The 21,298-nt window shown below is 69.1% G+C and carries 21 protein-coding genes; 15 read left to right on the top strand and 6 right to left on the bottom strand.

The features are described from left to right. Positions 1–3 precede the first annotated feature (3 nt). From ACV7GQ_RS09615 to ACV7GQ_RS09640, 6 genes are all read left to right on the top strand, one after another. On the top strand, positions 4–582 hold the full coding sequence (locus ACV7GQ_RS09615; protein WP_470310030.1) for a DUF655 domain-containing protein: 579 nt from the start codon (positions 4–6) through the stop codon (positions 580–582). Between the two features lie 80 nt (positions 583–662). Continuing rightward, a complete protein-coding gene (locus tag ACV7GQ_RS09620; RefSeq protein WP_470310031.1) occupies positions 663–1,520 on the top strand; it encodes a 16S ribosomal RNA methyltransferase A in 858 nt (285 codons plus the stop codon). A 3-nt stretch (positions 1,521–1,523) separates the two neighbouring features. Further along, positions 1,524–2,123, top strand: coding sequence for a HemK2/MTQ2 family protein methyltransferase (locus ACV7GQ_RS09625; protein ID WP_470310032.1), 600 nt, complete (start codon positions 1,524–1,526; stop codon positions 2,121–2,123). A 62-nt stretch (positions 2,124–2,185) separates the two neighbouring features. Further along, the gene (locus ACV7GQ_RS09630) at positions 2,186–3,181 is read left to right on the top strand and encodes a 5-methyltetrahydropteroyltriglutamate--homocysteine methyltransferase (RefSeq protein ID WP_470310033.1); all 996 of its coding nucleotides are present in this window, start codon (positions 2,186–2,188) and stop codon (positions 3,179–3,181) included. Continuing rightward, a complete protein-coding gene (locus tag ACV7GQ_RS09635) occupies positions 3,178–4,251 on the top strand; it encodes a methionine synthase (RefSeq protein ID WP_470310034.1) in 1,074 nt (357 codons plus the stop codon). Before ACV7GQ_RS09630 ends, ACV7GQ_RS09635 begins: the two co-directional genes overlap by 4 nt. A 389-nt stretch (positions 4,252–4,640) precedes the next feature. After that, the gene (locus ACV7GQ_RS09640; RefSeq protein WP_470310035.1) at positions 4,641–5,153 is read left to right on the top strand and encodes an HTH domain-containing protein; all 513 of its coding nucleotides are present in this window, start codon (positions 4,641–4,643) and stop codon (positions 5,151–5,153) included. Between the two features lie 55 nt (positions 5,154–5,208). Here ACV7GQ_RS09640 and ACV7GQ_RS09645 read toward each other — a convergent pair whose 3' ends face one another. Together ACV7GQ_RS09645 and ACV7GQ_RS09650 are read right to left on the bottom strand one after the other, a co-directional pair. Continuing rightward, positions 5,209–6,222, bottom strand: coding sequence for a phosphotransferase family protein (locus tag ACV7GQ_RS09645; protein ID WP_470310036.1), 1,014 nt, complete (start codon positions 6,220–6,222; stop codon positions 5,209–5,211). Between the two features lie 75 nt (positions 6,223–6,297). Continuing rightward, positions 6,298–7,710 carry a sulfatase-like hydrolase/transferase gene (locus tag ACV7GQ_RS09650; RefSeq protein ID WP_470310037.1) on the bottom strand — a complete coding sequence of 471 codons (1,413 nt, stop codon included), beginning with the start codon at positions 7,708–7,710 and terminating at the stop codon, positions 6,298–6,300. A 102-nt stretch (positions 7,711–7,812) separates the two neighbouring features. Between ACV7GQ_RS09650 and ACV7GQ_RS09655 the strand changes: the two genes are divergently transcribed. Both ACV7GQ_RS09655 and ACV7GQ_RS09660 read left to right on the top strand, forming a co-directional pair. Further along, the gene (locus ACV7GQ_RS09655) at positions 7,813–8,970 is read left to right on the top strand and encodes a dihydropteroate synthase (RefSeq protein ID WP_470310038.1); all 1,158 of its coding nucleotides are present in this window, start codon (positions 7,813–7,815) and stop codon (positions 8,968–8,970) included. 51 nt (positions 8,971–9,021) lie between these two features. Next, positions 9,022–9,993, top strand: coding sequence for a M48 family metallopeptidase (locus ACV7GQ_RS09660; RefSeq protein WP_470310039.1), 972 nt, complete (start codon positions 9,022–9,024; stop codon positions 9,991–9,993). Between the two features lie 24 nt (positions 9,994–10,017). Here ACV7GQ_RS09660 and ACV7GQ_RS09665 read toward each other — a convergent pair whose 3' ends face one another. Then, complete coding sequence (locus tag ACV7GQ_RS09665) at positions 10,018–10,698, bottom strand: haloacid dehalogenase type II (protein ID WP_470310040.1); 681 nt, start codon at positions 10,696–10,698, stop codon at positions 10,018–10,020. A gap of 115 nt (positions 10,699–10,813) precedes the next feature. On the opposite strand from ACV7GQ_RS09665, the gene ACV7GQ_RS09670 reads away from it, so the two are divergent. Next, the gene (locus tag ACV7GQ_RS09670) at positions 10,814–11,578 is read left to right on the top strand and encodes an SDR family NAD(P)-dependent oxidoreductase (protein ID WP_470310041.1); all 765 of its coding nucleotides are present in this window, start codon (positions 10,814–10,816) and stop codon (positions 11,576–11,578) included. Then, on the top strand, positions 11,575–12,573 hold the full coding sequence (locus ACV7GQ_RS09675) for a TIGR04024 family LLM class F420-dependent oxidoreductase (protein WP_470310042.1): 999 nt from the start codon (positions 11,575–11,577) through the stop codon (positions 12,571–12,573). The genes ACV7GQ_RS09670 and ACV7GQ_RS09675 overlap by 4 nt, the downstream gene beginning before the upstream one ends. A gap of 23 nt (positions 12,574–12,596) precedes the next feature. Here ACV7GQ_RS09675 and ACV7GQ_RS09680 read toward each other — a convergent pair whose 3' ends face one another. Beyond that, a complete protein-coding gene (locus tag ACV7GQ_RS09680) occupies positions 12,597–13,280 on the bottom strand; it encodes a 6-hydroxymethylpterin diphosphokinase MptE-like protein (protein WP_470310043.1) in 684 nt (227 codons plus the stop codon). Between the two features lie 213 nt (positions 13,281–13,493). Between ACV7GQ_RS09680 and ACV7GQ_RS09685 the strand changes: the two genes are divergently transcribed. The 4 genes from ACV7GQ_RS09685 to ACV7GQ_RS09700 all read left to right on the top strand — a co-directional run bounded on the left by ACV7GQ_RS09685 (position 13,494) and on the right by ACV7GQ_RS09700 (position 16,985). Beyond that, the gene (locus ACV7GQ_RS09685) at positions 13,494–14,984 is read left to right on the top strand and encodes an alpha,alpha-trehalose-phosphate synthase (UDP-forming) (RefSeq protein WP_470310044.1); all 1,491 of its coding nucleotides are present in this window, start codon (positions 13,494–13,496) and stop codon (positions 14,982–14,984) included. Positions 14,985–15,096: 112 nt separating this feature from the next. Continuing rightward, positions 15,097–15,669 (top strand): DoxX family membrane protein, encoded by a 573-nt coding sequence (locus ACV7GQ_RS09690; RefSeq protein ID WP_470310045.1) that lies wholly within the window; start codon positions 15,097–15,099, stop codon positions 15,667–15,669. Between the two features lie 48 nt (positions 15,670–15,717). Next, entirely contained in the window at positions 15,718–16,242 is a 525-nt protein-coding gene (locus ACV7GQ_RS09695) for a DUF8114 family protein (RefSeq protein ID WP_470310046.1), read from the top strand. Next, positions 16,239–16,985 carry an RNA methyltransferase gene (locus ACV7GQ_RS09700; protein ID WP_470310047.1) on the top strand — a complete coding sequence of 249 codons (747 nt, stop codon included), beginning with the start codon at positions 16,239–16,241 and terminating at the stop codon, positions 16,983–16,985. Before ACV7GQ_RS09695 ends, ACV7GQ_RS09700 begins: the two co-directional genes overlap by 4 nt. A gap of 1 nt (position 16,986) precedes the next feature. Here ACV7GQ_RS09700 and ACV7GQ_RS09705 read toward each other — a convergent pair whose 3' ends face one another. Together ACV7GQ_RS09705 and gatE are read right to left on the bottom strand one after the other, a co-directional pair. Next, positions 16,987–18,471 carry a DUF7504 family protein gene (locus ACV7GQ_RS09705; RefSeq protein ID WP_470310048.1) on the bottom strand — a complete coding sequence of 495 codons (1,485 nt, stop codon included), beginning with the start codon at positions 18,469–18,471 and terminating at the stop codon, positions 16,987–16,989. Between the two features lie 61 nt (positions 18,472–18,532). Then, positions 18,533–20,407, bottom strand: coding sequence for a Glu-tRNA(Gln) amidotransferase subunit GatE (gene gatE / locus ACV7GQ_RS09710; protein WP_470310049.1), 1,875 nt, complete (start codon positions 20,405–20,407; stop codon positions 18,533–18,535). Positions 20,408–20,488: 81 nt separating this feature from the next. On the opposite strand from gatE, the gene ACV7GQ_RS09715 reads away from it, so the two are divergent. Next, positions 20,489–21,277, top strand: coding sequence for a DUF7537 family lipoprotein (locus ACV7GQ_RS09715; RefSeq protein ID WP_470310050.1), 789 nt, complete (start codon positions 20,489–20,491; stop codon positions 21,275–21,277). The last annotated feature ends 21 nt before the right edge of the window (positions 21,278–21,298 follow it).

The raw sequence follows: 21,298 nt of genomic DNA on the forward strand, positions 1-21,298 counted from the left end.
TACATGAGCAGCACGGAGAGCGGTGGCGACGACATGGTCGCGGCAGTGCTCGACGTCCTCCCGCACGGCCGGAGCGACGACGACAGACCACAGCACCAGAAAGAGCCGCTCGCGTACGCCCTCGGTATCGAGGAGTTCTACATCTACGAACTCACGCTTTCCGACGACGCCGACATCGCGTTCGGGGACCGCATCGACCTGACCGAGTTCGGTCGCGTGCGGGAGCGGGAGTTCGACGACCTCCCCAGCGGCGCCCGCTCGGAGCTGGAGTACGCCGTCGAGGAGATCGTCGAGGCCGACGAGGGGCGGTTCGTCGACTTCTACAACGACGCCCAGCCGATCACGCTGCGACTCCACCAGTTGAACCTCCTGCCTGGCATCGGGAAGAAGCTCCGGAACACGATCCTCGACGAGCGAAAGCGCGAGCCCTTCGAGAGCTTCGAGGACCTCGGTGAGCGGGTCAGCGGCCTCCACAACCCGGAGGAGGTGCTGGTCGAGCGCATCCTCGAGGAACTGCGTGAAGACGACCTGAAGTACCGGCTGTTCGTGCGGCGGAGCGAACAGGGCGAGGGCGGCGAGTAAGCGGAGTGCGGTAGCCGCCCTCGTAGCGACACGGCTCGAGTAGTCGCCCTTTTCAACCGCCGACCGTCTACGGAGTCACGATGACCGACACGCCGACCGGCACCCGTGACCCCGACGCCCTCGTCCGCCGGGCGGGCAAGCGGGCCGACACCCGGCAGGACCAGCACTTCCTCGTCGACGACCGAGTCCTCGACCGCATCCCCGAGTACGCCGTCGAGGCGGAGATGGACCTCGCGCACGTCCTCGAAATCGGTGGCGGCCCCGGCGCGCTGACCGACCGCCTGCTGGCGGTCGCAGACCGCGTCACGGTCGTCGAACGCGACCGCGACTTCGCGGCCCACCTGCGCGAGGAGTTCGCCGACGAGATCGAGGCAGACCGGCTGACTGTCCTCGAAGGGGACGCCCTCGACGTCGACCTACCGGCGTTCACCGCGAGCGTCTCGAACCTGCCGTACGGGGCGTCGTCGGAGATTGCGTTCCGACTCCTGCCACGTGGTCGCCCGATGGTGCTGATGTTCCAAGAAGAGTTCGCCGACCGGATGGCCGCGGCCCCCGGGACGGACGACTACGGCCGGCTCTCCGTCACGGCCGGACACTACGCCGACGTCGATGTGGTCGAGACGGTCCCCAGAGGTGCGTTCGACCCCCAGCCCCGCGTCACGAGCGCGCTCGTTCGGACGACGCCCCGCGAACCCGACTACACCGTCCCCGACGACGAGTTCTTCATGGACTTCCTGAAGGCCGTGTTCACCCAGCGTCGCAAGACGATGCGCAACGCCGTCCGGAACACCGCCCACATCTCGGGACTGGGCGACCCCGACGCGGTGGTCGAAGCGGCCGACGAGGAGCTGCTGAGCGCCCGCGCGGGGAACCTCACCCCGGCCGACTTCGCCGACCTGGCGACGCTGGCCTACGACGTGGGCGACCCGGAGGCCTGACGGATGACCGGTGACGACGGGGACGCCGGGCGGCCGTCGCTCGCGGACCAGCGCGGTGTCGAGTCGGTGTACCAACCGGCAGAGGACTCGGCGCTGCTCGCCCGGGCGGCCAGTGAACGCGTCGGCGACGGCGACCGGACGCTCGACGTGGGGACCGGGTCGGGGTTCGTCGCCGCGGCGATGGCCGACGCCGGCGCCGACGCCGTCGGCGTGGACGTGAACCCGCTCGCCTGCCAGCAGGCCCGAGAGCGCGGCGTGACGGCAGTTCGAGGCGACCTCGTGGACCCGTTCCGCGACGGGGCGTTCGACCTCGTGGCGTTCAACCCGCCCTACCTCCCGACGCCGGCCGAGCAGGAGTGGGACGACTGGATGGAACACGCCCTCTCTGGGGGCGAGGACGGGCGCCGACTCGTCGACCCGTTCCTCGAATCCGTGGGCCGGGTGCTCGCCCCCGACGGCGAGGCGCTGCTGCTGGTCAGCAGTCTCACCGACCCCGACGCGGTCCGCGCGTACGCCGGTCGACACGGGCTCGTCGGGGAGCGGGTCGCGAGCGAGAAGCACCCCTACGAAGAGCTCGTCGTCCTGCGGTTCGTGCGAGGCTAATTACCGCTAAGCATTTTCTCGAATAGGAAATATTAAAGCCCGTCATTTCGTAGCCGCGTGCAATGACACAGATAGTCGCCACGACACCCGGTCTGTTCCCGTTACCGGACTGGGCCAAGGACGAACTGTCCGACCTGAAGGGCCACCAGAAGACGGACCTCATCAGCGGTGACGAAGGGGCGGAGATCGTCGACGCCTACGACCGTGCCCGCGAAGAAGTCGTCTCGCTCCAGCAGGACGCCGGCCTCGACCGCGTCGTCGAGGGGCAACTCCGCTGGGACGACATGCTCGCTCACCCGCTGGCAGTCCACGACAGCGTCGAGACCCGTGGCATCGTCCGCTACTACGACAACAACAACTTCTACCGAGAGCCGGTCGTGCAGGACGACCTGACGGCAGACGGCGACGTCGCCGCCGAACTCGACGCGGCCGCCGAGCTGGTCGACGACGGCCTGCAGGCGGTCCTGCCGGGCCCGTACTCGCTGTCGGACCTCGCGACCGACGAGCACTACGGCGACGAGGCCGCGTTCCTCGACGCCGTCGCCGAGTTCCTCGCCGGCGAGGTCGAGCAGTTCCCCGACGTCGAGACGCTGTTCCTGCTGGAGCCGTCGCTGGTCGAGAACGACCCGGCGGACGGCACCGACGAGCGGGTCAGCGAGGCCATCGACGCCGTCGCGAGCGCCACCGACGCCGACGTCGTCACCCACACCTACTGGGGCGCCATCGAGGAGAAGACCTACGCGCACCTGATGGACGCCGACGTCGACGCCATCGGCTTCGACCTCGTCGCCGACCACGACAGCAACGTCTACAACGTCCAGGAGTACGGGACGAAAGACGACGTCGCGCTGGGCGTCGTGGACGGCCAGAACACCCTGGTCGAGTCCCCCGAGACCATCCGCGACCGCATCGACTGGTTCGAACAGCAGACCAACACGGTGTACGACACCGTCTACGCCACCGCGAACACCGAGCTGTTCTATCTCCCAGTCAACAAGTTCGCGGACAAGCTGGAAGCGCTTGCGAACGCCGCCGACCTCGAAGAGGTGGAAGCATGACAGGCCCACGAGAGCAGTTCCGACCGGAGGATCACCCGAACGACCACTTCCTGCTGACGACCGTCGTCGGCTCCTACCCCAAGCCGAAGTGGCACGACCGCGCCCGCGAGATGTTCGAGGACGAGGACGCCGACTTCGGCGAGGAGGAGTGGGAGGAGTCGAAGGACGACGCCTCTCGCCTCATCACGCACGAGCACGAGCGCTGTGGCCTCGACGTCGTCTGCGACGGCGAGATGCGCCGCAACGAGATGGTCGAGTACTTCGCCCACCGCATCGACGGCTACGAGTTCAACGGCCGCGTGAAGGTGTGGGGCCACAACTACTTCGACAAGCCCAGCGTCGCCGACGAAGTCGAGTACGGCGAGCAGTGGCTGGTCGAGGAGTTCGAGTTCACCGACGAGGTGGCCGAACGCCCCGTGAAGGTCCCCATCACCGGGCCCTACACGCTCGCCAACTGGTCGTTCAACGAGGTGTACGACAGCGAGGAGCAACTGGCCTACGAACTGGCCGACCTCGTCAACGAGGAGATAGAGGCGCTGGTCGACGCCGGCGCGCGCTACATCCAGATAGACGAACCGGCGCTGGCGACGACGCCGGACGACCACGCCATCGTCGGCGAGTGTCTCGAACGCATCGTCGACGAGGTGCCCGAGGACGTCCGCCTCGGCCTGCACGTCTGTTACGGCGACTACTCGCGCATCTACCCCGAGATTCTGGACTACCCGGTCCACGAGTACGACCTGGAACTCGCCAACGGCGACTTCGACCAGCTCGACGTGTTCAAGGAACACGAGTTCACCAAGGACTTCGCGATGGGCGTCCTGGACGCTCACACCGCCGAGGTCGAGTCCGTCGAGGAGATCAAGGACAACATCAAGAAGGGCCTCGAGGTCGTCCCGCCCGAGCGCCTGACCGTCTCGCCGGACTGTGGCGTGAAGCTCCTGCCCCGCGAGGTCGCGCGTGGCAAGATGGAGAACATGGTGCAGGCCGCCCGCGAGATCGAACAGGAACTCGACGCCGGCGAGATAGACGTCGTCGCGAGCGGTGCGGAAGCGAGCGCGGACGACTAAACTCGATTCCAATCCTTCTGGAACCGACGCCCGATGGACCCGTCTCCGAGAGACGCCTGCTCCGGACAGCTACTGGTGTCGACGGTGGGTGCACAGCGGGACAGACGCAGACCGACCAGGCCACTCGAAGGCTCAATCACCGGCTGATACTCACCAGTGATACGACGTGGATTTCTTCGACGTCGGACGAAACGCCCATCGACCACCGCAGAAATGTAGTTATCTTCTATTGTCACTTTACGACAGTCTGAATATCGTCTCAATCGGTGTTTTGTCACTTTTTAGTTCCATATAAACGCAATTCCTTCGTGAATTCATATAGTTATACGAACACGAGAATCTGGGAAAGAGTTTAGTCGTCGTCCGGAGATGATTCGAACGAGAGGGCCATGACAGACGACACACATCTTCGGGCGGAACTGTATCTTCGGGGAGACACCTACGGCACGTTCGACGCCCAGCAGCAGGTGCTCAACAGGGTGAAACGACTCGAGGCCAACGGGGTCTTCACCGACTCGATGGTCGCGGGCGAGTGGCAGCGCATCCGGACGATGGCCGAGGACAAGCGCTCGGGGGCGCTGGCGACCTACGAGGAGTTCCGCGACTGGGCCGAGCGGAACGGCTCGTCGCTCGAACCGGCGTTCGAGCGCCGGACGCGGAGCTACGTCGGACTGGACCGGGTCGACGACGTCGTCGTGTTCCCCGTCGTCTCGCTGGCCGTCTACGACGACAAGCGGTTGCAGGCCGTCTTCCCCTGCACCGACGACGACATGACCTACACGGTGGGCGACGCGCTGGACGCGTTCGAACGCGGGGACGAAAACTGGCTCGTCCAGTTCGACTCGGTGACCGTGGGGCGGACCGAACCGTGGCTCGAACCCGGCGTCGAGACGACCCCCTGACGCCGTCCGGTACGACTGGTCCTTCGTTCTCCGCGCCGGACAGCGGCCGCTACCGTCAGGACGGTACCGAGTCGACGAGGCGTTCGAACTGCTGGCGGTACTGCGCCTCGGCACGGGCCTGTGCAAGGCCCGAGTCGTCGGCGAAGGCGGCCTCGAACCCCGCCATCCGCCACAGCAGCGTCGACAGCTGGTACAGCGGGCGTCGCTCCTCGTACCCGTCCTCGAAGGCCATCGAGCGCTGCGAGCGGTAGCCCTCGTGGAACGCCGACCGGAGGGTCTCGCGTATCTCCGGGTCGCGAAACGAGGAGTCGATGAAGAGGAACTCCGTCTGCGCGAGGTTGTACTCGGGGAGGGCCGCCAGCACGTCCTGCCAGTCGAGGACGGCCGTTATCGGGGCCTCGGCCTCGGGGTCGAACAGGAGGTTCGCGGGGCGGAAGTCGTCGTGGACGAGCCGCGGGACGCCGTCCTCTGGAACGACGTCAAGCGCCGGTTCGATGCGCGACGTCGCACGGTCCGTGACGTCGGCGAACCGTGTCTCGTCGAGCCGCGAGAGGTGCGTCCGGGTGAGTCGTTCGAAGTACTCGCGCCAGCTCCCCATCCAGTCGCGGACGATGAGGCGGCCGTCGTGGAGGTCGAGACGGCCGAACGCCTCGAACCCTATCTCGGAGTGCATGTCGCCCAGCACCTCGCCCGCCTGCCGGAGGACCCGTCGCCGGTGGTCCGTCGAGAGGCCCGCGAACTCCTCGGCGAGGTTCTCGCCGTGGACGCGCTCGGTGACGAAGTACGGCGGGACGTCGACGGCCGGGTCGCGTTCGAACACGAGGATACGCGGGACCGGCACGTCCGTCCGGTTCGCGACGTACTCGTGGAGCTTCGGTTCGACGTCGAACGGCACGTCGCCCGACGGTTTGAACTTCACCACCACCTCGTACTGCTCGCCACCGTGGTCGAGGGTCACCAGATAGACGTCGCTCTGGTGACCGCCGCCCGGCGTCTCGAACGAGAAGCCGTCGTAGTCCGGCCCCGACTCGTCGAGGACGGCCTCGATGTCGCGTTCCGGGGTCGACACACTGACCGGCTAAGCAGGAGGGCTAAATAAAACTGTCAGTCGCCACGTCGCGGCGACGACGGAGCCGAGCGGCAATCAGCGGTAGCCCAGTTGTTCGAGGTGCCGGGCCGTCTCGTCGTCGAGGGACGCCGCCGCGGTCCCCTCCACCGCCCCCCGTTTGGCCGCCTCGATGCCGGTCTCGAACGGCGGGTCGGTGTCCGCGGCCGGGACGCCGTCTCGCCGTCCAGCCTCGGACTGCCAGCTCGGCCGGCCGGTGACGAGGTCGTACCGTCGCGTCTCGCCGCTCGTGTCCCAGACCGTCTTCACGTCGCCGTCGTAGACACACCGCGTCGCCCGGTCCCACCGTGGGTCGTCCGGGGGGTCGTCCCACGTCGGCGTCCGTCCGACGACCTCTGCGGCGGCCCGGTCGGCCGTCACGTCCCGAAGTTCGTCGTGGACGAGACCGTCGACGAACGACCCCAACCGTCTGAGCGGGAGGTGGCGACCGTCGTTCAGCGACGGGACGGCGCCGTCGGTCGGGGGGTTCACCACGGCGAAGGGGACGTGCAACAGCCCCTCGGTGAGGCTGCTGGTGTGGTCCAGCAGCCCCCTGTCGGCCGGGTACGCGAGGTTGTGGCCGTGGTCGCTCGTGACGACGACGGTGGTCTCGCGGGCCGTGGCGGGGACGACCGAGTCGAGGAACGCCGCGACGATGCGGTCGAGATAGCGGACCCGGGCGTCGTAGAGGGCCCGCAGCGAGTCGACGTCGTCGGCGTACGGTCCCATGTCCTCGGCCGTGTTGACCGCCCACGTGTCGAGGCGACGGTCGGACCACCGTCTGGAGACCCCGTGGTCGGCCATCCCGAGCCAGTGCCAGTAGGGCGCGTGGGCGTCCATGAGGTTCGCGAAACAAACGACCGGGTCGTCGCGGTCGACGACCGCCCGGCGGGCCCGCTCGAGGACGGCGGTACCGCCGTTGTCCGTGGGCGCGGGCACCGGCAGCCCCTGGAGTCGTGGATGGTCGAGCATCGCCCCGCGGACCCGGTCGGCGGCGACGTTGGCCAGTGCGCCGAGCGGCCGGTCGCCCGTCAGCGCGTCGCGGACCGCCGACAGCGTCCCGTCGGCCGTCCACGCCGGGTTCGGTGCGTCGGGGACCACACTACCGCCGGGGACGAACGCCGTCTCGTCGAAGAGCCGGTCGATACCGAAGGCGTCGCTGACCCACCGATTCGCGCTGAGACAGGCGGTGTGGTAGGCGTCCGGGAGGTCGCCGAGGAACGTGTCGCTCTGCCCGAGGTCGTCGTAGTGTCGAGCGTGCGTGTGGACGCCGTGCTGGTGGGGTAACTCGCCGGTGAACAGGCTGGCGTGGCTCGGCACGCTCCACGCGCTGGGCGCCCGACAGCCACCGTGGACGAGGGCGGCCCTGTCGCGGATGCCGTCGGCGTGGCGGCGGAAACTGTCGGCACGGACCGTGTCGAGACAGAGGACGACGACGTTGCGCCGGGCCATCGTGAGGGGTGGGTTGCCGTCGGTTAGGACTGCCCACAAAAATACGTATCGAGCACCGCCGGAAGTGGAGGGTCTATGTAGGCGCAGTCCTCAGTGACGGCCATGCGCACGGTCGACATCGACGGCCTCCCGGTGGGGGACGGTCACCCGACACGAGTCATGAGCGTGTTGAACATGAGTTCGAACTCGGGGTACAAGCCGAGCGTCTACCTCGACCCCGCCGAGGCCGCCGACGCCATCGAGAACACCCTCGTCCCCGCGGGGGCCGACATCGTCGACATCGGCCTCCAGTCGGCCAACCCGAAGTACGAGTCCAAACCGGTCGAGAAAGAGCTCGACCGACTCGAGGAGGTCGCGCCGCTGGTCGACGAACTGGACGCCGACGTACCCCTCTCGCTGGAGACCCGCTACGCCGAGGTGGCCGAGGCGGCCATCGGATACGGGTTCGACCTCATCAACGACGTCTGTGGCTTCGCGGACCCGGAGATGAAGTCGGTCGTCGAGGCCCACGACATGCCGGTCGTGAAGATGGCGAGTCCGCCGGACCTCTCGGCGCCCGGGGCGCTGAAGACGATGGACGAGCTGTTCGAGGCCCTCCAGCGCGACGGCTTCACCGACCAGACCATCATCGACCCGGCCTTCGGCGGGTGGTACGACGGCAAGGAGTACGCGGACAACTGGGAGATGTTCCGCCGCCTGCGCGAGTTCCGCGCGTTCGGCCGGCCGATGCTCACCGCGACCAACCGCGAGGACTTCCTCGGCGACCTCGCCGGGCGCCCGGAGACGGAGGACCAGCTGGCCGTCAGCCTCGCCGCGGCGACGATGGAGGCCGAACGCGGCGCCCACATCATCCGCACGCACGACACGAAGGAGACCCACGACGTCGTGAAGGTCGCGGACGCGCTGGGCGACGAGCGGACCGTCCGCCCGGAGACCGAGCCGGGACCGACCGTCGCCGAACTGACCGACGTCACTGTCCGAGAGGTCGAGCGCAACCAGTCGCTGGGCGAGACGCTGTCCGGCGACACCGAGGACGGTGCGACGCTCACCTTCATGCTCGGGGACCTCGCGGAAGACGAGGCGGCGAGCGTCAGGGCCGTCGCGGACGTCGTTGACGTGGTGCTGGTCGAGAAGGCCGGCGGCGCGCTGTATCTGGGCGGGTCGGCGGCCGCCGTGAAGGTGGTCGCCGACAGCCTCGCGGAGGATGGCCACCGAGAACTGGCCGGCGAACTCCGCGAGTCGCTCTCGCGGCGGGTTTGAATCGGTGCGGGCCACCGAGCGTTATTGTATCGGGGGACGCACAGGGACGGTATGGACCGCCCTGCAGCGTGGGGACTGCGGATTCGGATGCTCGTGATACTGCTCGTCCTCGGGTGCGTGGTGCTCGCCCTGCCCGTCCTCGCTCTCCTCGGCGGGTTCTTCGTGACTGTCCCGGTGTTTCTCATGGTCGCGCTCGCCGTCGACACCGTGTCGTCACTCACCGCGATACCGAGCGAACTCTGGGTGGCTGGGTTCGTCCTCGGGACCGTCGTATCGACCGTCGTCATCCTCCGGGACGTGTGGCGACTGTCGGTGCGAGGCGGCGAATCCGTGCTCGCCGACGTCGAGACGGAGCCCGCGAGTCCGGAACTGGTCCGGACCGTCGCGCGACTCGCACAGCAGGTCGACTGCCGGCCCCCGACCGTTCGAGTGACCGACGCCGACATCGGCGGGGCCATGACCGTCGGCACCCGCCCCTCGTCGTCGACACTCGTCCTCTCTGCCAGGGCGGTCGACAGGTTAGGCGACAGGGAACTCCGGGCGGTCGTCGCCCACGAACTCGCGCACCTCTCGAACCGTGACGCCGCCGTGTTGACGCTCGCCTCGAAACCGCTGGTCGTGCAGTCGGCCGACGAGGGCGAGGAGTCGACGCGGCTCTGGGGCGCGACGGTCAGCGAGCTGCTGGTCGCGTGGCTCTCGCGGACCCGCGAACTCGCGGCCGACAGGGGCGCCGTCGCGGCGACCGGTGACCCGGCGGCGCTGGCCAGCGCACTGGAGGCGCTGGAGGGCGGGACCGGGACGCCGAACGAAGACCTGCGGACGACCACCCACGCGGCGTTCGGCATCGTCCCGCCGGACGACGAGCGGACGGTCGGCTACGACCCGTCTTGGCCCCGGGAACCGCTGTTCTGGTCGGTTCGAAAGCCGGTTCGGAAGGCGCGCGCCGCGCTCGGTGCGACCCACCCCCGCACCGAGGACCGCATCGAGCGCCTCCGGGGGATGGCCGCGTCCGCCGAGGCGTAGCCGAGTCCCGACGACGACGCGACGCTATGCCAGTTCGTCCAGGAGGTCGTGGAACGACCCGATGGTCAGGTCGGGGTCGCCGGCGAAGGCGTCCCACGGGCCGTCGTCGCGGTTCACCCACACGCCCTGCATCCCGGCGTGCATCGCGCCGTAGACGTCGAAGTAGCCCGCCGTGACGTGGGCTATCTCGTCGATCGGTGTGCCGGTCCGAGCGGCGGCGTGACGGTACAGTTCGGCGTCGGGCTTGAACGTCTGGACCTCGTCGGCGCTGACCGTGTCCTCGACGAGGCCGCCGATGCCGGCGTGGTCGACCATCGAGTCGAGCATCTCGGGGTTGCCGTTCGAGACCACGTAGAGGTCGTAGCCGGCGTCGTACAGCCGGTTCATCCCGTCGCGGACGTCGTCGAAGACGTCGAGTTCGTGGTAGACCGCCAGGATCTCGTCGCGCTCGTCGGTCGAGATGTCGACGCCGTGGACGTCCAGCGCGTACTGGAGGGCGTCGCGGTTCATCTCGTAGAACGGCTTGTAGGCGTCGACGGCGTTGGCGATGAACGTGTAGGCCAGCGAGCGCGAGCGCCAGAGCCGCGACACCGGCTGTGGGTCCGGGACCCGCTCGCGGAGGGCCTTCTCCGCGGCCTCGACGTCGACGATGGTGCTGTACGAGTCGAACGTTATCGTCGTGACGCGGTCGGGGTCGAACGTCATGGCTCCCCGTTCGTGGCCCGGACGGAAAAGAACAGGCGGGAGATTGAACTCCGTTTGAACACCGCGACCCGGACGCGCCTGTGGGTTTATGCCACACCCGGACGGAGTCGGGGCCATGTCGGACAGGTTCAGCGTCGACGGACCAGCAGTGGTCACCGGCGCCTCGAGGGGTATCGGGCGGGCCGTCGCCGCGACGTTCGCGGCCGATGGGGCGGACGTCGCCATCTGTTCGCGCGACGAGGACGAGATCACCGAGACGGCGGCGACCCTCTCGGCGGCGCATCCCGGCGAGGTCATCGGCGTCGAGTGCGACGTGCGCGACCGGGACAGCGTCGAGGCGCTCGTGGAGGCCGCCGTCGGGGAGTTCGGCGGCCTCGGCGCGCTCGTGAACAACGCCGGCGCCTCGTTCGTGGCCTCGTTCGACGACATCTCGCCGAACGGGTGGCAGTCCGTGGTCGACGTGAACCTCACCGGGACGGTCAACTGCGCGCAGGCGGCCAGCGACCACCTCGCCGGCGGCGGGAGCGTCGTCAACGTCGCCAGCGTCGCCGGTCAGGACGGCGCGCCCTATATGAGCCACTACGCCGCCTCGAAAGCCGCCATCATCAACCTCACGCGCTCGCTGGCCTACGAGTGGGCCGGCGACGACGTGCGCGTGAACTGCGTCGCGCCCGGCTACGTCGCCACGCCCGGCCTCGAATCCCAGATGGGCATCAGTGCAGACGCAATCGACCGCGACGACGTCGACCGCAACGTCGGCGTCAGCGAGGAGATAGCGGACGTGGTCCGGTTCCTCGCCAGCGACGCCGCGTCGTTCGTGACCGGACAGACGCTGACGCCACGCGGTGTGCCGCCGATAGAGGAGACCCCAGACCGATGACAGTCAGAGACATCTACCTGCCAGTCGCCGCACAGCCCTCCGTCGACACGCTCGTCGAGATGAGCCAGCAAGCCGAAGCCGCCGGCTACGAGCGCGTCTGGCTCCCGGAGACGTGGGGCCGTGACGCCGTCACGACGCTCACGAGCATCGCCGAGCGCACCGACGACGTGGGCATCGGGACGTCGGTGATGAACGTCTACTCCCGGTCGCCGGCGCTCATCGGACAGACCGCGGTGACGCTGCAGGAGGTCTCGGGTGGGCGCCTCCGGATGGGCGTCGGCCCGTCGGGCCCGATAGTCATCGAGGGGTGGCACGGCGTCGACTTCGAGCGACCGCTCCGGCGGACTCGCGAGACTATCGACGTCGTCAAGCAGGTGCTGTCCGGCGAGACGGTCGACTACGACGGCGACATCTTCCAGCTGTCGGGGTTCCGCCTGCGCTGTGACCCGCCGGACCCGGTCCCGCCGGTCGACGCCGGCGGCCTCGGCCCGAAGTCCGTCGAGCTCGCCGGCCGGTTCGCCGACGGATGGCACGCCCTCCTGATGACCAGAGCGGGGCTCGAGGACCGACTCGACGACTTCGAGCGGGGCGGCGACCTCGGGGACCGGGACCGCGAGGACCAGCGCGTGACGCTGTCGCTGCCCTGCTGTGCCCTCGAGGACCGGGAGCGGGCCCGCAACCTGACCCGTCAGCACGTCGCCTTCTACGTCGGCGGGATGGGCACCTACTACCGCGACGCGCTGGCGAGACAGGGGTACGAGGACACGGCCTACGAGGTGGCCGAGAAGTGGGCCTCCGGCGAGCAGGACGCGGCCACCGACGCCATCGGCGACGACCTGCTGGACGCCATCGCCGTCGCCGGGACGCCGTCGGAGTGCCGGGACCATATCGAGCGTTTCGAGTCCGTGGACGGCGTCGACGCGCTGAACGTCTCCTTCCCGCGGGCCGCCGAGCGAGCGGACATCGACGCCACCATCGACGTGCTGGCACCCTGACAGCCGCGGGCTCAGGGCGACCGTTAGACCGGTTCGATGCCGTCCCTGCGCCCGTCGAGGACGTCGAAGCGGTCGCCACGTCGGGACTCCAGCCAGAGCAACAGCCGCTCGGCCCACGCCAGTTTCCGCCGTTTCTCCGGGTCGACGTCGGGGTCGTCGAAGTCCCAGCCGACGAACCGCAGGCTCGCCGCGCCGAAGTGGTCCGCGAAGAAGGCCGCCCGGTCGCCGTCTGTGAACCCCCCGAAGTTGTGGACGGTGTCGGTGGGCGCCGCCTGTGTCGTCGGGACGACGAAGGCGGGGTCGTAGGTCGGGACGTACGCTTCGACGGCGGGGACGTTGTCGCCGTGGGCGTGGACGAGCACCGGCGTCCCCGACTCGGTGAGCGCCCGCGCCGTCTCGGGGTTCTTGTCGAGGTCGGTCACCATGCAGTCGACGGCGACGCCCACGTCCCGCAGTCGGTCGACGGCCGTCGAGGCGGCCAGCACCGCGTCGGCGTCGGCCGCCCGGTCGGCCTCGCTCTCCAGCGAGGGGCCCGCACCGGCGATGGCCACCGTCGCCGAGTCGAGGCCGAGGGCCGGCGGACTGTACGTCCCGCTGTCGGCGAGCAGGGCGCCGAGTCTGTCACGCGCCCGTTCGTCGCCGCCACGTCCGTAGCCGAAGTCCTCGAGGATGGCGGCGTACACGGGCTCCCATGTGTCGAACTCCATAGCTGTCGCTGGTAGGTCGGTGCCAGATAAACCGGGTTGAGCCGAAATGGCACGTCCGTGTACCCCTACCCGGGTGCCCTTTCGGCTTTCACCCAGTTCTTCTGACGCCTCCGGTATAAGCTTTCTCTTACTCCCACTTGTCTGACGGCAGCGTACCGGGTGCGTACCACGTCCGCGACAACCTCAAGGGCCGGAGGCACGAACGACACGAGAATGACAGCCTCGAATGCCGAGGCGGGCCACGACTCGCTGGTCGTCGTCTCCAACCGACAGCCCTACAGCCACGAGTGGGTGTCCGGTCCCGTCGAGGGCGACGTCGCGGACGCGGACGTGACCGTCTCGGAGGCGACCGGTGGGGTCACGAGCGCGCTCGACCCCCTGATGCGGGCCCGCGGCGGGACGTGGGTCGCGTGGGCCAGCGGTGGGGCCGACATGGCCGTCGCCGAGGACGGGGTCGTCGAAGTGCCCCCCGGCGAGGAGGCCTACCGCCTGAAACGCGTCCCGCTGTCGGACGAGGCCATCGACGGCTACTACCACGGCTACGCGAACCAGGTCCTCTGGCCGCTCTGCCACGAGGACACCGGCCGGATGTGGGGCGAACCCGCCTTCTGGGAGCAGTACCGGGCGGTCAACGATCGGTTCGCGGACGCCGTCGGGACGGTGACCGACGCCGACGACCTCGTCTGGTTCCAGGACTACCACCTCGCACTCGCTCCCCGGAAGGTGCGTGCCGCCCGCCCCGACGCGACGCTCCACCACTTCTGGCACATCCCGTGGCCCGCGCCGTCGGTGTTCGCCCACTGTCCGCACGCTCGGCAGCTGCTCGACGGCTTGCTGGCCTGCGACGTCGTCGGCTTCCACACGGAGGTGTTCGTCGACCGCTTCCTCCGGTGTGTCGAGTCGACACTCCCGGACGCGACGGTCGACGAGGACGCCGGCGTCGTCCACTACGACGGGACGACGACCCGCGCCGTCGCGAATCCGCTCGGCATCGACGTCGAGGGCGTCCGCCAGCGGGCGATGGCGGCTGACACCGACGCGGTCAGGCGCCGCGTCCTGGGTGAGACGGTCCCGGACCCGTCGATTCCGGTCGTACTGGGAGTCGAGCGCCTCGACTACTCGAAGGGGATTCCCGAACGCATCGCGGCGCTCGACCACCTCTGGGAGCGCCGGCCGGACCTCCGGGGCGAGTTCACGTACGTCCAGAAGGCCAGTCGGACCCGGGAGGGCATCGCCACGTACCGTCGCTACCGGCAGGACGTTGTCGCAGAGGTGCAGCGCGTCAACGACCGCTACGCCACCGACGACTGGCAGCCGATAGCGTACACGGAGCGGAAACTCAGCACGGAGACGCTGGACGGCCTCTACCGGGTCGCCGACGTGGCGCTCGTGACCCCACACCGGGACGGGATGAACCTCGTGGCACACGAGTACCCGACCGCCTGCGTCGACGGCGACGGCGTGCTGGTCCTGAGCGAACTCGCCGGTGCGGCGACCCAGCTCGACGGCGCGCTCACCGTCAACCCCCACGACATCGCCGGCATCGCCGACGCGCTCGAACGGGCGCTGGAACTGGACGGCGACGAACGCCGGGACCGACTCGAACGACTCCAGGAGAGCGTCGCGGCCCTCGACAGCCGGCACTGGGTCGAACGACAGTTCGCCGCCGGGACGGACCGATACGAGACTGGACGGCATCGATAGCGCAGTGATAGCGCGGTAGAGAGCCCCTAATCCGGATTAATCCGGGTATTCGATTCCCAAACTACGAGAATCACCCTATAGATATATCTCGTTTTACAGTCCACTATTAGACATGAGTACCAGACAGACACTCCAATCGGAGATACTCGGGCGGAACGTGACCTTCGACTACTCCGAGACCTGGGTCGGCTACTCGCTGTTCCTCCTCCGCGTCGTGATGGGCTGGACGCTGTTCCAGGGCGGGGTGACGAAACTCGTCACCTACCTCGACGGCAACCCGGAGAACAACTGGACGGCGGCGGGCTTCCTCGCGAACGCCATCCCCGAGGGGAACCCCTTCACCGGGATGTTCGCCGCGATGGCGGGCAACCCCCTCATCGACTGGCTCAACATGCTCGGCCTGACGCTGGCCGGGCTGGCGCTGCTGCTGGGCGTGCTGGTCCGCTTCGCCGCGTTCTGGGGCGCCGTGATGATGCTGTTCTACTGGCTCGCGGCGCTGCAGGGCGGCCTGCTCGCCGGCCTCCCGGTCGCCCACGGCTGGGTCGTCGACGACCACATCGTCTACGCCGCCCTGCTGTTCGGGCTCGGCGCGTTCGGTGCCGGTCGCATCCTCGGGCTGGACAGCTACCTCGAGGGCCTCTCGGTCGTCGAGAACAACCGCTGGCTCCGCCTCCTGCTCGGGTAGGACAGCCACATCGCGCTCTTTTAGTCTCGCTGCCGACTACGGCGGCGTATGGCCAAGGTCAACATCGGACTCCGCGGGTGGCGGTTCGACGAAGACGTACTGAACGACGAGGGGAGAGTGCGGCCCCTGAAGACGCTCGAGCCGGACGTGCGACAGCGCATCCTCGTGTTGGCCGACCGCGTCGTCGACCCCTGTGACGCCTGCTGGCTGATTCACGGCGAGGAGAACGTCGAGGCGTGCAACGTCGCCGAGGTCATCTACGGCGAGCCGCGCGGGTCGGTCGTCCTCTGCTCGGTCCACGAACCCGACTTCCTCTACTGGTTCCGCGAGGCCGGCGGCGACGCCTACGCCGGGGAGCTCGAACTCCGCGACGCCTTCTACGAGTGGTTCGACGACGGGAACCGCGCCCCCGACGACTACGAGGGGCTCGACCACGTCGAGGAGGACCCGACCGCCCTCCCCGAGGCCCCGGACGCGTCGGAGGCCGTCCCGGGCCTGCAGGAGGAGGTCGAGGAACTCGACGACGAGGACCTCGACGCCATCGAGATGGACCTCGGCGACCTGGACGTATGATATCCGTCGCCGTCGTCGACGCGGAGACGCCGGGCAACGTCGGCACCATCGCCCGGTCGATGAAGAACTTCGGCCTCTCGGAGCTGCTGCTCGTCGACCCGCCGGAGCTGGACCCCGACGGCGAGGCCTACGGGTTCGCCGGGCAGGCCCGCGAGGACATCCTCCCGGAGGCCCGCGAGGTGACGTTCGACCACCTCGTCGAGAACTACCACACGGTGGCCTGCACCGCGACGACGAACGAGGACGCCTCCAACCACGTCCGCTACCCCGCCAAGACGCCGGCGGAGCTCGCCGACTCACTGGCCGACGTCGACAGCGACACCTGCGTCGTCTTCGGCCGGGAGCGGGTCGGGCTGACCAACGACGAACTCGCCCGGTTGGACGAACTCTGTTCGATTCCGGCCAGCGCCGACTACCCCGTGTTGAACCTCGGACAGGCCGCCACCATCGTCCTGTACGAACTCCGGTCGGTGACCGTCGAGCGCGACCAGCACCCCGAGGAGCTACACGCTCGCGCCGACGAGCGGGCCGTCGAGGGCCTCCACGGCGAGTTCGAGACGTTCCTCGACGCCATCGGTCACCCGGCGGAGAAGCGAGCGAAGACCCGGCGGATGTTCCGCCGCCTGCTGGGACGGGCCCACCCGACGGGCCGGGAGACACGGACGCTCCGGGGCCTGTTCCGACGGGCCAGACAGCGCATCGACCGGGCCGCCGAGGAGTCCGACCCCGAGAGCGAGTGCTGAGTCAGTCGGTCGCCGGTTCGCGTTCCCGTCCCGCCGTGGCGCCGCCGTACGTCTCCGTGAGGTACGCGTCGACGCGCCCGACGATGTCGCTGTCGTAGGTCCAGAACCCCTCGTACTCCCCGCCAGCGGCCCCCTCGACGGCGACCAGCGCGGCCCGCTGGCTCGGGTCGCCGTCGCCGTCGAAGACGACGAACCACGACTCGGCGAGCTCGGGCGTCTCGCCGCCGTGGACGGTGACGCCGGGGAGCGACGAGTCGGTGTCGTCGGCGCCGTAGACGTGGACGTCGACGCCGGTGTCGGCCAGTCGCTCGTAGATGCGGCTGCTCCGGGGGTCCTCGACCAGCCGTGAGAGCTGCTGGAAGCCGGCGTGGAGCCGCCCGCTCCCGACCCGGTTGGCCAGCAGCTCGATGGTGTGGCTCACGTCGATGAGGAGGTTCTTGTCGGCCGCCGCGGCCCCGAACACCGAACGGTCGAGGTCGCGCAGCAGGTCGCTCGTCTGCCGGTCCGAGAACGCGTCGTCCCCGTCGGTCTGGATGTCGATGGCCGCGGCCAGCGCGGTCACGGACTCGCTGCCCAGCACGTCGTCGCCGTGGTGCAGGAGCGCCACGGAGCGGGGCTGTGCCACGTCGAGTGACGCCTCACGGACGGTGACCCCGTGCCTGTCGAAGTACCGCTCGACGGCGTCGAGGGCGTCCGACGGCCCCTCGTAGTTACAGACCGTCAGCGTCGGCGAGTCCGCCCGGACCGAGTCCAGCACCGACCGGAGCGACTCGGGGAGCGGTCCGTCGGGCTGCTCGGCCCGTGGCGGGCGGTCGGAGGGGTCGGGCGACTCGTCCGTTCGGTCGACCGGGGTCCACGGCGTGGGCTCCGACGCCACGCCGAGCACCCGGAGTTCGGTCCCGCCGTCGCCCTCCCTGACCTCGACGACGCCGTCGACGAACGAGCGGAGCCGCTGGAGGTGTTCGGGGTCCATCGTGTCCGAGTGGGCGACGACGAACCCGACGCCGTCGGCCTCGCTGATGCGGTTCGTGACGACGTGGAGGAACCGGACGACCTGTTCGGGTGACGCGTAGAGCGACATCGTCGTCAGCGAGAAGAGCCCGAACCGGATGCGTCTCGAGTGCTCCGTGTACAGGGCCTCCAGCATCTGCGTCAGTTCCATCCCGATGCCGGTCAGGTCGGCGGGCGACCCGACGCGGCCGTCGAGCGACGCGAGCCCGTTCGCGCCGTGGGAGTCGCTCACGCAGTCGACGACGCCGACGGGGAGCGTGTCGGCTGGTCGGCCGGCGGCGTCGCCGAGCGACTCCCGGACGTCCGCGGCGCTGGCGTCCGTCGAGAGGACGGCGACGGCCTCACCGTGGTCGAATCCGCGTGCGAGTAGTCGGGTTACGAGGGGGCGCTTGCCCGTCATCGGCGGCCCCACGACGAGCAGCGTCGAACCGGGTTCGAGACCCTCGACGGGGAGGTCGTCCCCGAGTGCGTACATACGGCCCGTACGGCCGGGTGGAATAGAAGTGTACCGGCCCAGATATCAACCGAGAAGCACGTCAGGCGCGTTTCTGTATCTCCTCGCGGAGCACGTCACTGACCGTGTCCCCGTCGGCCTTCCCGCGGAGCGCGCCCATGCACTCGCCCATGAGCGCCGAGAACGCGCCCATCCCCTCCTCGGCGACCTGTTCCTCGTGGCGCTCGACGACCTCTGCGACGGCCTCGCGGACCTCGTCCTCCCCGACCCCGCCGAGGTCCTCCTGTTCGACGGCCGCCTCGGCCGTGAGCGATGGGTCCTCGGCCAGCGCCGTCAGCAGGTCCTCGATACCCTCGCGTGGGACCTCGCCGCTGTCGACGAGCAGCAGCGTCTCCCGGAGGTGGTCGTCGGTGAGGCTCCCGACCGGCACGTCGTCGCGCCGGAGTTCGGTCAGCGTCGATTCGAGCGTCCCCGCGGCGAGCGTCGGGTCGACGCCGTCTGCGACGACGGCCTCGAACAGCGGCCAGCGCTGGCCGTAGGCCACCTGCTCGGCGAGGCCCGAGTCGAGGCCGAACTCGTCCTCGTAGCGCGCGACCTTCTCGGTGAGCAGTTCCGGCGTGTCGACCTCGGTAACGTCCGGTTCGACCGGCGGGACGTCCGTCTCGGGGTACATCCGCGCCGCACCGGGGAGCGGTCGCAGGTAGCGGGAGGTCCCGTCCTCGAGGGCGTCGCGCGTCTCCTCGGGGACGCCGTCGAGGGCCGTCTCAGCCCGTTCGACGACGGCCTCGATGGCGAGTTCGGCCGTCTCCGGGTCGTCGGCGACGAGGGCGACGGCGTCGTCGGGACCGGCACCGACCGCCTCGCGGAGCGCCTCGACTTCGGCCTCGGTGACGCCGTAGGCCGGGAGTTCGTCGGTATGGAAGATGCCGCCGGCACCGTGGCGTTTGGCGTGGTCGGAGAACTCCGTCCCGAGGCGGCGGTCCGGCTGAATCTCCCGGCCGACGAGGCCGTCGAAGCCCTCGAGCAGGACCGCCTGGACGCGCCCGCCGCTGTCGAGTGCGCCGCCGATGACCCCCGACTCCGTGCCCTCGAAGACGTCGGTCACGTCCTGCGGGTCGCCGACCGAGGCGTCTCGCTCGGTGAGCGCCGCGGCGATATCGACGAGTTCGACCTGTCGCCGGACCTCGTTCCGCACGAGGTCGTCGATGTCGTCGAGGCTCTGGACGCCCTTGAGTTCGATGCGGGCGCCCTCCTCGATGGAGACGTTCACGTCCTGTCGGATGGTGCCGAGGCCGCGCTTGACCTTCCCCGTCGACCGGAGCAACATCCCGATGCGCTCGGCGGCCTCGCGGGCCTGTTCGGGCGAGCTGATGTCGGGTTTCGTGCCGATCTCGACCAGCGGGATGCCGAGTCGGTCCAGCGAGAACCGGACGCCGTCGTCGGTCTCCGCGACGCGCTGGCAGGACTCCTCCTCCAGCAGCATGTCCTCGATACCGACGGCGCCCTCGCTCGTCTCTATGGCGCCGTCGTTGGCGACCAGCATCGACCGCTGGAACCCGGTGGTGTTCGACCCGTCGACGACGATCTTCCGCATCACGTTCACCTGGTCGACCACGTGCATGTCCATGAGCTGGCCGATCTCCATGGCCGTCTCCATGGCCTCGCGGTCGACGCGGTGTGGCGGTTCGTCGTCCTCCTCGACCAGACAGGTGGAGTCGTAGGCGAGGTACTCGAACTCCCGGTCGACCATGCTCTCCTCTAAGGCCGCGTCGTCTATCTCGCCGAGTTCGCTCTTCGTCGGGTGGAGGTACCGCGTGAACGAGCGGTCGGACGCCGCCGGTTTGCGCAGTTCCGTCGGGCAGTCACAGAACAGTTTCGTGGCCGTGTCGAGTTGCTGGTGGATCTCCAGCCCGGCCACGAGACCGAGGTCCTCGTAGTCGAAGTCGGCAGCAGTCATAGTCGACTGTCCGGAACCGGGGGGCAAAAAACGCACCCTTCCAGCCCTCGTGTTTTTGTCCGTCCCGGCTCTGTACCACGTGTGCGGTGGCGCCCCGTCCTGCTGGCCGGACTGCTCGTGCTGAGCGCGGGGTGTAGCGGTATCGCCGATTTCGGCAGTGAGCCCCCTGAGGCCGTCACGCCGGCACCGGTCCCCGAGGCGACGACCGAGAGCGAGCGGCGGCCGGCGGCCCCGCGGGGCATCGACGACGGTGGTATCGAGCAGGTGGCGACGCTCGCCGCGGGTCACCAGGCGGCGCTCTGGAACCGGTCGTACACCTTCCACGAACGGTACGAGCAGCGGCGGGAGACGCCGAACGGGACGGTGAGGCTCGTGCGGAGCGAGACGACGCTGGTCGCCGACCCCCAGCGGTACCTCCACCGGCTGCGCCGAGAGCGGTCCCGGGCCGGCGAGACGCTCGGCCGGTACGAGCAGACGGAGTTCGCCGACGGGACCCGCTGGTACGAGCGCCGGGACGACGGGACCGTCACCGAGCGGTCGGGGACGCTCCGGTTCAAGCGGGACAAGTTCGCCTCGGAGGCCGCGTTCTACGTGGAGCAGTACGTCACTGTCAGAGAGAGTCGGACCACCCGCACCCGGTGGAACGGCGCTGCGTACCTCCGCGTGACCGGGACGAACGGGACACCGCCGTCCGGCCGAGAGGTGGAGTCCTACAGCGTCTCGCTCCTCGTCGACAGGGACGGCTTGATCCACCGGCTCGACGTCCGGTATCGGACCGAGAGGAGGACGGTGCGGTACAGTTTCTGGTACGAGCGCGTCGGCCGGACCGACGTCCCCACGCCGGTCTGGGTCGGCGAGGACGGGGCGTGAGAACCCCCTCGCTATCGCCCG

It is taken from the genome of Haloarcula sp. MBLA0163, from assembly GCF_055632435.1.